Origin of the sequence: Chryseobacterium sp. PTM-20240506 (assembly GCF_048296755.1) — a bacterium.
Lineage (GTDB): Bacteria > Bacteroidota > Bacteroidia > Flavobacteriales > Weeksellaceae > Chryseobacterium > Chryseobacterium proteolyticum.
The window spans coordinates 3,989,586-4,003,392 of the sequence record NZ_CP182581.1; the positions used below are offsets into that span (position 1 = coordinate 3,989,586).

General features: G+C 35.2%; 15 protein-coding genes. 10 read left to right on the forward strand and 5 right to left on the reverse strand.

Annotated elements, in window-relative coordinates; all coding sequences use genetic code 11:
• Positions 1-81 precede the first annotated feature (81 nt).
• Entirely contained in the window at positions 82-924 is an 843-nt protein-coding gene (locus ACNFU2_RS17850) for an alpha/beta fold hydrolase (protein ID WP_418122512.1), read from the forward strand.
• Between the two features lie 76 nt (positions 925-1,000).
• Here ACNFU2_RS17850 and ACNFU2_RS17855 read toward each other — a convergent pair whose 3' ends face one another.
• The 4 genes from ACNFU2_RS17855 to ACNFU2_RS17870 all read right to left on the reverse strand — a co-directional run bounded on the left by ACNFU2_RS17855 (position 1,001) and on the right by ACNFU2_RS17870 (position 3,345).
• Positions 1,001-1,459, reverse strand: a complete 459-nt coding sequence (locus tag ACNFU2_RS17855) for a VOC family protein (RefSeq protein ID WP_411251210.1) — start codon at positions 1,457-1,459, stop codon at positions 1,001-1,003.
• Positions 1,460-1,544: 85 nt separating this feature from the next.
• Complete coding sequence (locus tag ACNFU2_RS17860; RefSeq protein ID WP_418122515.1) at positions 1,545-2,429, reverse strand: helix-turn-helix domain-containing protein; 885 nt, start codon at positions 2,427-2,429, stop codon at positions 1,545-1,547.
• A gap of 154 nt (positions 2,430-2,583) precedes the next feature.
• Positions 2,584-2,910, reverse strand: a complete 327-nt coding sequence (locus ACNFU2_RS17865; RefSeq protein ID WP_172283770.1) for a helix-turn-helix domain-containing protein — start codon at positions 2,908-2,910, stop codon at positions 2,584-2,586.
• 6 nt (positions 2,911-2,916) lie between these two features.
• Positions 2,917-3,345, reverse strand: a complete 429-nt coding sequence (locus tag ACNFU2_RS17870; protein ID WP_172283772.1) for a helix-turn-helix domain-containing protein — start codon at positions 3,343-3,345, stop codon at positions 2,917-2,919.
• A gap of 676 nt (positions 3,346-4,021) precedes the next feature.
• Between ACNFU2_RS17870 and ACNFU2_RS17875 the strand changes: the two genes are divergently transcribed.
• The 8 genes from ACNFU2_RS17875 (at position 4,022) to ACNFU2_RS17910 (ending at position 12,017) form a co-directional block, all read left to right on the forward strand.
• Positions 4,022-5,560: a SulP family inorganic anion transporter gene (locus ACNFU2_RS17875; RefSeq protein WP_418122518.1), complete on the forward strand. Its 1,539-nt coding sequence runs from the start codon at positions 4,022-4,024 to the stop codon at positions 5,558-5,560.
• A gap of 213 nt (positions 5,561-5,773) precedes the next feature.
• On the forward strand, positions 5,774-6,448 hold the full coding sequence (locus tag ACNFU2_RS17880) for an HAD family hydrolase (RefSeq protein ID WP_172283776.1): 675 nt from the start codon (positions 5,774-5,776) through the stop codon (positions 6,446-6,448).
• A gap of 5 nt (positions 6,449-6,453) precedes the next feature.
• Positions 6,454-7,278: a phosphoribosyltransferase family protein gene (locus tag ACNFU2_RS17885; protein WP_418122521.1), complete on the forward strand. Its 825-nt coding sequence runs from the start codon at positions 6,454-6,456 to the stop codon at positions 7,276-7,278.
• Positions 7,268-7,822 (forward strand): TerD family protein, encoded by a 555-nt coding sequence (locus ACNFU2_RS17890; protein WP_172283779.1) that lies wholly within the window; start codon positions 7,268-7,270, stop codon positions 7,820-7,822. Before ACNFU2_RS17885 ends, ACNFU2_RS17890 begins: the two co-directional genes overlap by 11 nt.
• A gap of 6 nt (positions 7,823-7,828) precedes the next feature.
• The gene (locus ACNFU2_RS17895; RefSeq protein WP_172283780.1) at positions 7,829-8,989 is read left to right on the forward strand and encodes a toxic anion resistance protein; all 1,161 of its coding nucleotides are present in this window, start codon (positions 7,829-7,831) and stop codon (positions 8,987-8,989) included.
• Between the two features lie 15 nt (positions 8,990-9,004).
• Positions 9,005-9,949, forward strand: coding sequence for a hypothetical protein (locus ACNFU2_RS17900; protein WP_418122524.1), 945 nt, complete (start codon positions 9,005-9,007; stop codon positions 9,947-9,949).
• A gap of 223 nt (positions 9,950-10,172) precedes the next feature.
• Positions 10,173-10,784, forward strand: coding sequence for a TerD family protein (locus ACNFU2_RS17905; RefSeq protein ID WP_172283782.1), 612 nt, complete (start codon positions 10,173-10,175; stop codon positions 10,782-10,784).
• A gap of 195 nt (positions 10,785-10,979) precedes the next feature.
• Complete coding sequence (locus ACNFU2_RS17910) at positions 10,980-12,017, forward strand: TerC/Alx family metal homeostasis membrane protein (RefSeq protein WP_172283786.1); 1,038 nt, start codon at positions 10,980-10,982, stop codon at positions 12,015-12,017.
• Between the two features lie 76 nt (positions 12,018-12,093).
• Here the strand turns inward: ACNFU2_RS17910 and ACNFU2_RS17915 are convergent, their stop codons facing one another.
• Entirely contained in the window at positions 12,094-13,089 is a 996-nt protein-coding gene (locus ACNFU2_RS17915; protein ID WP_411251237.1) for a catalase, read from the reverse strand.
• Between the two features lie 131 nt (positions 13,090-13,220).
• Here ACNFU2_RS17915 and ACNFU2_RS17920 point away from each other — a divergent pair, with 131 nt between their 5' ends.
• Positions 13,221-13,655: an FKBP-type peptidyl-prolyl cis-trans isomerase gene (locus ACNFU2_RS17920; protein WP_273650750.1), complete on the forward strand. Its 435-nt coding sequence runs from the start codon at positions 13,221-13,223 to the stop codon at positions 13,653-13,655.
• The last annotated feature ends 152 nt before the right edge of the window (positions 13,656-13,807 follow it).

Sequence of the window (13,807 nt, forward strand, 5' to 3'; positions counted from 1 at the left end):
ATATGAGCAGGTTTCTGTAAAGAAATCTGCTTTTTTAGTACCATCTGAATAAGTAAAAGGAAATTTTAAAAATTATAGGTAATGAGAAAAAATACCGTTTTTAAGAATGATCAGGGAAGACAAAAGATCTTGACAATGTATGATGCTGCGCTGCTGGGTTGTGGTGTGGGAATTAAGCAAAGAGTATGTAAAACAAGTTTTGGAGATACATATATGGTAGAAGCCGGTGAGGAAAATGAAGACATTCTTGTGCTTTTACATGGCGCGTCATCCAATTCGACGTCATGGATCTCAGATTTCCATGTTTATGCTCAAAAGTATAAAGTAATAGCCGTTGATATTATCGGTGAACCCGGGAAAAGTGCGGAGACGCGGCTTTCCTATGAAACCATGGATTATGCCCTGTGGTTACATGAGGTGTTTGATGCAATGCAGATAAAAAAAGCACATATTGTAGGGTTGTCCCAGGGAGGATGGCTGGCAGTGCGTTTTGCAGGGTGTTTTCCTGAAAGGGTAAACAAAATGGTTTTGCTTTCACCAGCCGGTATTGTAAGAACTGCAGGAAGTTTTATATTTAAGGCGATATTCTACTCGCTGTTTGGGAAAGCGGGCAGGAAAAAAATCAACGAAATTATATTAGGAGAACAGTCCGTTGATCCAAAGGTTATAGAGTTTATGGATCTAATGCAGGATCATGTCAATGCACGGATGGATAAAGAGTATATCTTTCAGGATGAGGAGTTGGAGAACCTTACCATGCCGGTTTTGTTCATTGGAGGAAGAAGAGATGTTATCCGGTCTACAGAACAGATTTCAAAACGTCTTGGAGGTATATTGCCGGACTTGAAAACAATTATTGATGAAAATAAGGGACATGTACTCGTGGATACGTCTGAAGAAATTGTTAATTTTCTTCAGAATTGATGGTACGCCAATTTGAAAATTCTGGTCCGCAAACGGGCCAGAATTTTTAATTCAAAAAGATTTTGAGCGGATGAATTTATTTCCCCTCGTTATTTTTACTGACCCACTCTTCATAAGAAATTACACCCCATTCAGGTCTGCCTTCACCTTCTAAAACAGAGATGAATTCCAGTTGATTTCCGTCGGGATCATTAAAATAAATAGCTAAAGCCGGCATCCATGCAAAAACCATAGGCTTGTCTATCCCGTCTTTTAAGAAATTATAAGGTTTCAGATTTCTGTTTTGTAAATAGTCAACAGAATAGTTCAAGATGTCTTCCTTATCACTTGAAAAAGCAAAATGCCGTGGTTGTAAATTTTCTTTTTGCTCCCATAAACCCAGCATAAAGTCCTTTCCTTTACCAATCCATAAAAATGCAATAGGTCTCGTTTCGTCACGATGAGCCAGTGTGAGGCCTAATACTTCAGTGTAAAATTGAATGGCATTCTCCAGGTTACTCACTTGAATATGGGTTTCATATAATCCTTTGATCATGATTTTTTTGTTTAATGTGATGATACAAAGCTATACATAAAGACAAGAAAATAGGAGAGCCGGATTTCGGCTTAAATGACCAATTTTACGGTTGCTGTCTAAGTTCTGTGGGAGTTTTGCCTTTCTGATGTTGTATGAAGCGGGAAAAATGCGTTGGTGAGTCAAATTGCAGTTCATTACTGATCTCTTTAATACTTTTCTCAGTATATTTCAGAAGTACTTCAGCTTCCCGCAAGATTCTGTTTTGAATAACTTTTAAAGCCGGATATCCTAAATGTTCAGCTACACACTCGCTGAGGTATTTAGGGGTTATGTTCATTTGGTCCGCATAAGATGCCACGGTTTTATTTTCTTTGAATTGCATGTCAACAAGCTGCCGGAAGCGGTGCATAATCTGAAATTTCCGGTTGATCGAAGTATCGGAATTCAGCAGGCAGATTTCGCAAATCCTATTGTATTCAAATAAAATCTGTACAAGATAAAGTCGTATCATTTCCATTCCGAAGGGAGCTTCTGTGTCTATTTCCTGTGAAATTTTATTGAATTTGTACAGGAAATCTTTTTGTTGTTTTCCTTTCAGAGGAAATGTCGGAGGATAGTTGGGATTAATGAACATGAGATCATTCAGCACATGGTTGTAAGCCCAGCCTTTTTTTATAAATGAAGGTTCAAAAAAGATGAATTTTGCATCAAATGTTTTCTGGGGCTTTTCTAATGCTACCCATGATTCTGCCGGAATCACAGAAACACTGTCGGGCTTGATTAAAAATTGATGCGAGCCTGCTTTGATCCTGGTTTTACCCGTCACTCCTATAATAATCATATAAAAATGAATGCGGTTACCCTCAAGAGGTATTATCTCTTTGCCACTGACGGACAGGCATACAATGTCCATTTCCTTTTCGGGAAGGATGTAATTGAAATAACGACCGACAAATGATACAATATTCAGCTCGTGCTCTTCTTTCATGATGAACAAAGTTATCAATCTGTTGATTAAAAAAATCAATATTTTATTTCTTTATAGAAAAGCTATGATAGGCATTATGATTCGAATGTACAGACCTATCCAGCTTAAATAAAAAGCCGGCAAATAATCATTCGCCGGCTTTTTATTATTTTTTTTAACTGATTTCTTCTTCAAAGTTCTTTTTCCATTTTGCAATGGTAGTTCTGCTTATCTTGTACTTTTTAGACATATAACTTGTCGAAAAGCCATGCTTTTTTTGATATTGCAGCAGTTTAAGCATTGTTTTTTTGTCGTAGGTCTTTAGTTTTTGATTGTTTTTTGAGCTTTCTTTTGATTGTTCAAAAATTCTTTCATTGAATTTTAAGACATCGTCAGAAGTGTTAAGTCTTTTCAGTAGTTCTTTAATTTTGGGTTCTTCTAATTTATCCGGATGCTCCAGTCTGAGCATATCATGGTAAATCTTGCTGTAATTTGGTCGCATTATATCTTATTTAATGGGTGTGTTTATTTTTTGCAGCCAACGGTGAAGGGTACTTTTAGGAATAGAATATTCTTTAATGACCTCATTCAGAGTCATCTCTCCTGATTGAATTCTTTTAATGATGAATTCTTTTATTTCCTGTGTGTAAATGTTTTTTCTGAAATAAGGGATTTTGTCTGATTTCTCCGTATTCTTGTTTACTGCTGCCGGTGGAGCATATAAAATAAGGTGAGAACTATATAATCTGAAAAAATCGTACTCCAGTAATTTGCTGCATCGTAGCAGAACTTCTGTATCTATCGATTTGCTGTTGTACATCTTTTCAACAAATTCTTCATCCTTGTTTAAGAAATTACAAATTCTTTCCATTGTAATTCCTTTATCGTCAACCCGCTCTTTCACGAATTGCCCGATATGTATTTCTTTGTATAACATTTTTATTAGATAATATTTTATAATTAGTGTTTGCTTAGATAGATTAGATAAAATAGTATATCAACTGTATTCTGAATATGTGATACGTATAGAAATAATAGAATATGTTACAAAATAGGTAATCAATTGCCCTTGTGAGCAGCGAAGATGGTAAAAAGCAAAACTTCTGGAATAGCATAGCTATTATTTGCTGAATTTTTTAGTATGTAAAGAATGACTTGAGTATCCTTCTAACCTCCATCGATGCTTTTAGCGATTATTTATCTTTTGTCTCGTCTAATAAAATACTATAGATATCAGATTTTATGACTGCAGTAGCAATAATATATTATCTAAAGCCCTTTCATTCAATTTTTTCTTTATATTGTTTACTCGTAGATTAATTTTTTTTATAAAAGTTAAATAAGAAAAATCTTATTTTAATTTAAAGTTATATAATAAAAAATCAACTTCTTGATTTTCAAATATAGAAAAATTTAAAATTGATGCAAAAAATATAAGTAATAAATAATGTTAAAAAATGACATTAACGGAAAAATTAAGGTTTTAAATTTTTATATTTTTAATAATATAAATTTATGTGTGAATTATTTGAAATAATGCTTATTCGTTTATGCTATTTTGAGAATTCGTTTATTGTGTATAATATTTCAAGTATTTACCTTTGTGATTAACTATGGATGCATTCACTAATATCTTCGATTTTCCTAAAAAAATTAATTATAAAAATGAATTACTTGCGGGATTTACTGTCGCAATGACCATGATCCCGGAGTCTCTTTCATTTGCGATTCTTGCGGGACTTTCTCCGCTTACGGGTTTGTATGCTGCTTTTTTAATGGGATTGATCACGGCTGTTTTTGGAGGGAGGCCGGGAATGGTGTCCGGAGGAGCAGGTGCTACAGTCGTGGTATTGATTGCTTTGGCTAAATCGCATGGAGTAGAATATCTGTTCGCAACCGTTGCTTTAGCAGGAGTTTTCCAGATATTGGTTGGTGTTTTTAAACTGGGGAAATTTGTTCGCCTCATTCCTCAGCCTGTTATGTATGGGTTTTTGAATGGTTTAGCGGTCATTATTTTTATGGCTCAGGTAGAACAGTTTAAATTTGTAGATGACAACGGAGCCGTTCATTGGCTTCAGGGAAGTTCTTTATATATTATGGCCGGACTTACGGCTTTTACGATAGCCATTGTTTATTTTTTTCCTAAACTGACCAAAGTGGTTCCTGCCTCATTGGTTGCCATTATTATTGTTTTTGGACTTGTTCTGGGATTAAATATCCATACAAAGACTGTCGCGGATATTGCACACATCAGCGGAAGTTTTCCGGCATTTCATATTCCTGCCGTACCATTTTCGTTGGAAACCCTGAAAATTATATTTCCTTACGCATTAATCATGGCTGGTGTAGGCCTTATAGAATCTCTTTTAACTCTTTCGATGGTTGATGAGATCACCAATTCCAAAGGAAATGCTAACCGTGAATCTGTGGCTCAGGGACTTGCTAATATTACCAATGGTTTTTTTGCCGGAATGGGCGGTTGTGCCATGGTAGCTCAGACGTTAGTTAATCTCAATGCAGGATCCCGAGCCAGGCTTTCAGGAATCATTGCATCAATAACGATTTTGATTATTATTCTGATAGGAGCACCATTTATTGAAAAAATTCCAATGGCTGCTTTGGTAGGGGTAATGATGATGGTAGCCATCAGTACCTTTCAGTGGGTTTCGATAAGGATTGTCAATAAGATGCCAAAGTCTGACATATTTGTTGGGGTGATCGTCGCGATGATAACAATAGTTTTGCATAATCTGGCCTTAGCTGTTCTTGTAGGAGTCATCATTGCGTCGTTGGTATTTGCCTGGGATAATGCAAAAAGGATCAGAGCAAGAAAGTACGTTGATGAAGATGGAGTGAAGTATTATGAAATCTCCGGCCCTTTATTTTTCGGATCTGTAACCGCATTTGCAGAGAAATTTGATCCGGCAGCCGATCCGGATAAGGTTGTCGTGGATTTTAAAGAAAGCAGAATTGTTGATATGAGTGCAATTGATGCTTTGGATAAGCTGTCCAGACGGTATCATGAGCTCAATAAAACCTTACACCTACGCCATTTAAGCGAAGACTGCAGGAAAATTTTAAAAACAGCGGAAGCGGTAATTGATGTTAGCATAGAAGATGATCCCACTTATAAGGTAATGCCCAAGAAATAGACAAATGGTAGGTACGTGCCATGATGAGTTGTCGTTTTTTTCTTAATTATTAATCATAAATCTTAAAAAGTTATAAAAAAAACAGACTTTAATTTTAAAAAATTATCTTTGGGAGGAATTGAATAGATTCAAACTAAAAACTAACGACGAAAAAATGAAATTATATGGAGTAATTTTTAGCAATGCTCTGTGTAAATTGTAATACGTACCATTTTGAAAACAGATATTGACATCCACAACCACTATCATTTCTCTTTTGATTTGTGGCTTACTTTGATAAAATCTCACCCTGAATTTAAAGCAAAAAGAGTTGAGCTGTTCACCTCGTTTTTTACCATTAATCAACCCATAGAAACTGTTACAAAAACAGTAAAATATTATGATGATTTGTGTAATACGATGAATGAAGTAACAGGAGGGAATGTGGATACATTTGAAATTTATCTTCTTATATTAAGCGCTTTACAGGTTGATATAAAAGAAATCAATACGGATGATCTCAATGCATTTTATATAAAAAGCGAAGAATTGTTCCTGGAGTACAAACCGGTTATTATTTTTGACAATATACACCAGCTTTTCGACGAGATCAAAAACCAGGGGAAGACCATCAATATTTTGAGTAATACCGGTTTTATAAAAGGGAAAACGCTTAGAAAGTTTTTAATAGAAGAGAATCTGGACGATTATATCGATTTCCATATCTATTCAGATGAGATCAATTGTTCAAAACCCAATCCGATTGCTTTTCAGGAAGTGAAAAGTAAAATCAAAAACCAGGAGCTGGAACTTCGTCAGATTTTGCATATCGGTGATAATGCGATTGCCGATTTTAATGGAGCGAAAAGCTTTGGTTTCAATGCACATTTACTTAAACATTCAATATAATAACTATGAACACGAGGTACAGTTTACATCATATTCATTCTGCGGAAGAGTTTAGCTTTTCTCCGGCAGAATACAGTTATTTTAAATATGGAGATAAATCTTATGCCGAGAAGTTTGCTAAAGAATTATTCGAAGGATTTATTAGACATTATGAAGGGCTTTTCGATGCCGATAAAGAAATCGTGATTTTACCGAGTCCATATATGGCAATTCCCACTGCTTCAAACTTTTTATGCTTTTATTTTAAAAAGTGCCTTGATTTCTATCTTTTTCAAAAAGGAAAGAAGTCAAGTATTTTATCAAAGATCAACCGTAATCATACCTATACAACAGATTATGGAAATCTTAATTTCGAGGATCGGAAAAATCTGATTGCTAATGATACGTATTATATTGACAAGGATTTTCTAAGAGGAAAACTTTGTATTTTTATAGATGATATCAAAATTACAGGAAGCCATGAGCATACTGTAAACAAAATATTGAATGAATATGACGTACAAGCTGATTTCATATTCTTATATTATGCGGAGTTAATGAATTTTAATATTGACCCGAAAATTGAAAACTACTTCAATTACTATGCAGTAAAAAATGTAGATCACATTGTTGAAGTGATGGCGAGATCTGGTTTTCAGTTTAATACGAGAATTGTGAAATATATTTTAGGGTTGGATTCAAGTAATTTTGAGTATCTTACGTCTAAAGTAAAAAAGGAACAGATCGATAGCTTGCTTGAACTGGCAATCAGCAATAACTATCATTTAATAGAAGAATACGAAAATAACATAAATGCTTTAACACAAACAGAATTATATTATGGCTATTAACTTACAAAAAGGACAAAGAGAAAATATAAACGCACCTAAATTTACCGTAGGTTTAGGATGGGACATCAATAATACATCTACAGGAGGTTCTTTCGATTTAGATGCTTCTTTATTTTTATTGGGAGAAAATAAAAAATTGGTTTCAGATAATCACTTTATTTTTTACAACAACCTGGAATCTCCGGATAAAGCTGTAATCCATACGGGAGATAATTTAACAGGAGATGGAGATGGCGACGATGAGCAAATTAAAATTGATCTTACCAAAATCGATTCTGCTGTAAAGGAAATAACAGTGGTTGTTACCATTCACGAAGCTGAAGCAAGAAAACAAAATTTCGGACAGGTAAGAAACTCTTTTATCAGAATTTTCAATACCGATACCAACGAAGAAATTCTAAAGTATGAGCTGGATGAGGACTTCTCCATCGAAACAGCGGTAGAATTCGGAAGAATCTATAACAGAAACGGAGAGTGGAAGTTTGAAGCGGTAGGAAGCGGACAGAGAGAAGGGCTTGAAAAATTTGTATCACTTTATCAATAATTTATCATGGATAACGAACCCAATCAACCTATCGACCCACTTCAGTCAATTGAACCTCTTAAAACATTTGAGCCGGCACAGCCTGTTCAATCCAACCAGGGAACACCTGGGGTTCTGGTGGACCGCGATGGAAATGTGAATTTAAGCCAAATCAAAAATGATGATCTGCAGAAATATGAAAATGCAGCGAATGCCATCGATGAAACTAATCCCGGTTCTATCGTAAATTTTGGTTCTGAACTGCAGAAGACGCTTGCAAACCAGAGTGACAGCTTTCTGAATAACGTAAGAAGATCCAATTCAGGTGAGGTAGGAGAGCTGATCAATAATTTATTGGTTGAGCTTAATTACGTGGATGTAGATGAAATCAATGGCGGAAATAAAGCGAAAAGCTTTTTAAGCCGTTTGCCATTCATGAAAAAAGTAATTACCCAGGTTGAGAACTTATTTGCGAAGTACGATAAGATTATCAATAATATTGATCAGATCTCTTATAAAGTAAATGCCGGGATCATTACTTCTACAAAGGATAATGCAGTATTGCAAACGATCTTTGACAGCAATGTGAACTCTATTAAACAAATAGAAGATCTTGTAATTGCAGGGAATCTAAGAATGGAGAGAGCGGGAAGAGAACTTGCAGAAATGGAAGCGAATATCCAGAATTATGCTGATTATCAGATTGCAGATAAAAGAGACTTCATTAACAGGCTGGACAGAAGATTGGCTGATCTCAAAGTTGTTCGTCTGATCATGATGCAGTCCCTTCCGCAGATCAGATTGGTACAGAACAATAATGTTTCCATAGCTGAAAAGGCACAGACTATCCTTACCACAACATTGCCGGTATGGAAGAATCAGCTTTCTTTAGCTGTTGCCATGCACAGACAGCAACAGAATATTGAAATTCAGCAAAAGGTATCTTCCACTACGGAAGAAATTTTAAGGAAAAATGCAGAACGTCTGGGGCAAAACTCCAGAAACGTTGCGAAAGCAAACGAGCAGACCATTGTATCCGCTGAAACCTTGAAAGAAACAACAGCCATGTTGATCAATACCCTGAATGAAGTAAAGCAGATCCAAAAGCAAGGAACAGAAAACAGAAGAAAGCTGGATCAGGACCTGCAAACATTAGAAAGCGAACTAAAAGCAAATATCAGAGGTTAATAATACGATACACCGGTGAATGATGAAGCTGTAACCATACTGTCTCAGAGTAAAAGAAGATTAACGAAACTTAAACTTCTTGCCAACTTCTTTGAAAATGTTAATATAATATCCATTTACATTAAAACAGATATTATACATAATCTATTCAATGAAAATAAGACACTGGATTTTCAGAAGCTTGAGCTTTTTCACCTTCAGTATACGGACAGCCTGATAGAATTGTTGACCAAGATAAAGAAGAAAAAGGAAAACGATTTGCTGGCGGTTATTAATGAAATTGATATTAATAATCAATATGTTACAGCTTTTGAAGAAAGGAAAGTTGATAGTTTTGAAATAGACAGGAAAATGTACAGCGGTATATTTTCTACGCATTTGAAAAATTTGTATAAAGATCTTACAGAAGATAAATTCACCCTGAACTGGAATGATGTTTTATATTTTCATAAAAAATATGCAACGGAATTTTACAGAACGGAGGCAGATGAATCAAAACTTAAGCTTCATCCAGTTCCTTCTTACCAGTACAATGATTATTTTATTGAAAGGAAATTATTAGGTAAGCTTAATATACAAAACTTTAAAGTACGCTTTATGTGTGGTTACAGAATCGACAGAAATGAATATGAGTTATTTCGGATCTTTCAATCGGATGAACACTTTATCTTCAACATTGAAGAGAAGAGATTATACCTGATCGATGATGAACTTGCGTACTTAAATACTGCGGAAAATGAATCGAACCAGATTGTTATTATCAACCAGCTAAAGAGGAAAAATCAGGAGCTGGAGGAATCAATCGGTGAAAGAAAACGTACACTACCTGAAGATGTAGAGTCTGTTTTAAAGGACTATCTTCGAAACTTAGAAAACGTTGATATTATGAGCAAAATATTTGATGTCAATGAAGAAACAAATATTCTGCGTGCAATGCTTAATTTGAATTTGAATAATTAGGAAGGAGGGAAAATGCAAATTTGCTGAATTGTAAAAAGGCCAAATTGCATTATTTGTAGAAACTGTAAAATAGTTACTATAAGATAAAAAAAGAAGCAATTTCACAATTATTCAGTTTAACGGATTAACTTAAAAAGAAGCTACCTTCAAAAAAGGTAGGATAAAGTAATTTTGCGATTCAGCGGTTTCGCAGTTCACTAAAAAAATAATTAAACATAAAAAAATGGCTATTAACTTACAGAAAGGTCAAAGAATTAATCTTACCAAAGAAAACGGAACTACTCTTACGCAAGCCTGTGTGGGAATTAACTGGGGGGCGATTGAGAAAAAGAGCTTTTTCGGGGGAAGTAAAAAAGAAGCAGTAGACTTAGATGCGAGCTGTATTTTATATGATTCCAATAAAAATGCAACGGAAGTAATCTACTTCGGAAACCTAAAGTCTAAAAACGGATCTGTGAAGCATAGTGGGGATGATCTTACAGGAGATGTAGACGGAGATGACGGTTTGGATAATGAGGTTATTACGGTGGATTTCAATCAGCTGGATCCCGGTGTTGAGCATGTTGCCCTGGTTTTGAACAGCTACAGAGGTCAGGATTTCGGAACCATTCCGTTTGCGTCCATTCGTATTTATGAGGGAACACCGACTAATGTAAAAGAAGTTTTCGCTAAATACGATATTGCTAATGACAAATCATTCAGTGGGCATGTTGCGATGGTAATGGGAGTTTTTTACAGAAGAAACGGGGAATGGAAATTCAACGCAATCGGAGATCCGACCGCAGACAGAAAACTGGAGCAGACAATCCAGACCGTACAGCAAAAGTATTTATAAGAAAAAATACAGCAAATGGATTGATTTACAGGCATACCGAGCTGGTTATTGTTTGAAACATAAATTTACTAAACAAAACTTTTGTCAGGCTTAGTTATGCTGAAATTGGTTATATTTACGCGCATTAAAATAAATGGCAATAATTGTACTCTGTACAGCTATTGCTTTTATCGTATATAATAAACACATAGTAAAGTGGAAAAACATCAAAGTATTTTAGAACTGCATCCTGGATTGGTGTGGGGATTTGCGGTAACGGTTGTTATCATGTTGCTTCTCGATTTGGGAGTTTTCAACAAAAAAAGTCACGAGGTTTCATCTAAAGAAGCAACGATCTGGTCTGTAGTATGGATTTCATTGTCCATGATCTTTTCAGGAGTGGTATATTGGGTGTTCAATCAGGCTGACGGCCATCATCTTGCGGTGGAAAAGTTTACCCAGTACCAGGCTGCTTACTGGATAGAAAAGGCCCTTTCAGTGGATAACCTGTTTGTATTTATCCTTGTTTTCGGATTTTTTAAAGTTCCGAAATATTTACATCATAAAGTTTTATTCTGGGGAATTATAGGCGCGTTGATTTTCAGGGCGATATTTATTTTTGCAGGAGTCGAGCTGATCAATTTAACTTATTTACCTGAAATGCACATTTTTGGTGAAGCTGTTAAGATTAATATTGTAATGGCACTCTTTGGTATTTTCCTTATTTACGCCGGTATTAAATCCTGGGGTGATGGAGGCGATGATGAGGATGAAGATTTCAGTAATACTGCCGGGGCAAAGCTTATCAAGAGCTTCTGGAAAGTTGCCGATAACTATGATGGAGATAAGTTCTTTACCGTTAAAAACGGGATCAGAATGGCGACTCCACTTTTGGTTGTTGTAGGGGTAATAGAATTTACAGATGTTCTTTTCGCTGTAGATTCAATTCCTGCTATTTTCGCTATTTCTGATGATCCGTTCATTCTTTATACTTCGAATATTTTTGCAATTCTAGGACTTAGATCATTGTATTTCCTATTAGCGAATTTTATTCATATGTTCAGTAAATTACCTTACGGATTAGCTATCATCTTATCTTTCATTGGAGTTAAAATGTTAATTGCACCATGGATTCATATTTCATCACCAATCTCATTAGGGGTCGTGGGTGGAGTACTGGTGATTTCAGTTATTTTATCAATCATGTTCCCTGAAAAAGAGGACGAAGCAAAAGAAAAGCTTGAAGAAAAATAAATCATAAAGCCTTACTTAAAAGTAAGGCTTTTTTATTGAATCTAGTTTTTTTATTTCGTGCCAATTGTTTTCAAGGCTATCCATGCAACAGTTTATTGATCTTGCGCCGGGTTTGTACAGATACCTTATACGCTTCATCCCGGAGTTTCTGGATTTTACCAACGGGCTGGAAAATAGTCTTGCTTTCAAAAGGATTAAAAGACAGGAGTTCATGTTCACACGATCGCTCCAGTATACCATCCTTTTTGATTAATACTTCACCTATTTTAATAAGGGGAGCATTCTTCCATTCACGATTTAAAATATTAATGGGCTGATCCTTTAAATCACAACACAGCTGAACCAATACATCCGCCACATACTCATTGGAAGAAAAGTAATTTTCAATAGCTTCACGGGTACCTGTTTTTTTTCCAAAATTCTTCTCTGGAGATTGAGGTTTTAGCTGTATTTTAATCATATATTCGCCTAACCGGTATGCTCCGATAGAGTGAAAATCAAATGAAAGGAAGAAATTGTTACGCCGGCTGATCAACCTGAACAGATGCTTTAAAAATGAAAAGGTGAATACTGATGGGGTTATTTTTATTATCTGGTAAGCAAGAGGAAATACATGGTTCCATTTTTTTATAAAAAATTGGTTTATTGAGGTAAAAAGCTTCAAAAATGTACTTACTGAGTTAACCGGGAACAAAGGGAAATTAACCAATGGGTAATTGGCCAGAACATCGCCGGTTTCGTCTTTTATTTTTACTGAAAAACCATAGGCTGGTATTTCTTTTTTCGATTTTGTAATTTTCAGATGTGCATTGGAAAACCTGATGATAAGATCATATTTTTCCTTATCAAAAAAGGGTTGCAGATTATCGGGGAGATTTGTATTTACTTTGAACTCTCCCTTTAGAACCGCATATGTTGTGGCATGAGCATTTCGCGTCGCATAATCTACATCGCTGATAATGGATGACTGTTCAACAAAATCTGAAATACTTTTTTTGTTGATTGTAAGAAGTTCTTTTTCCTCCTCTGTCAGTTCATTGAATTTCTTATTATATAATATTGGGCTTGGCATTAATTTTTAAATCCAATTATAACACCAAGTTTCGAATTGCATGTTAAGATAATGTTATTTTAGTGTTTTATCTGCTTAACATTCGGTTTTCAGTGTTTTTCAGAAAGTTTATCTTTGTAAAAAATTAAATAATGGGAGTAGCAGATATGTTATTTAAACGCAAAAAAGAACTGGCAGAAAAAAATCTTAATGATGGAAAAGCCTTCATGGAAGAAAATGCCAAAAAGGATGGTGTTGTAACTTTGCCAAGCGGATTGCAGTATGAGATCATTACAGAAGGTAATGGAGCTCTGCCTAAAGCAAAAGATACGGTAAAATGTCACTACCACGGAACCACAATCAAAGGAGAGGTTTTTGATAGCTCTGTAAAAAGAGGAACTCCGGCGTCATTTCCTTTGAACAGAGTAATATCCGGATGGACAGAAGCTCTTCAGCTAATGCCGGTAGGAAGTAAATGGAGATTATTCCTTCCTCCTAACCTGGCTTATGGTGAGGAACAGATCAGCAAAGAAATTGGCCCGAACAGTACCCTTATTTTTGAAGTTGAACTATTGGGAATTAAATAATTTACTGATTAAATAAAGCTTAAAATTTACCCGATTTCTGGGTAAATTTTTTTATTTACTTTAAATTCGTATTTTAGATTTTAAGTTGTTTAAATAGGTGATAGATTATTTTTTAATAAGGCATGCAATCTCCTTCAACAACTAACTACACA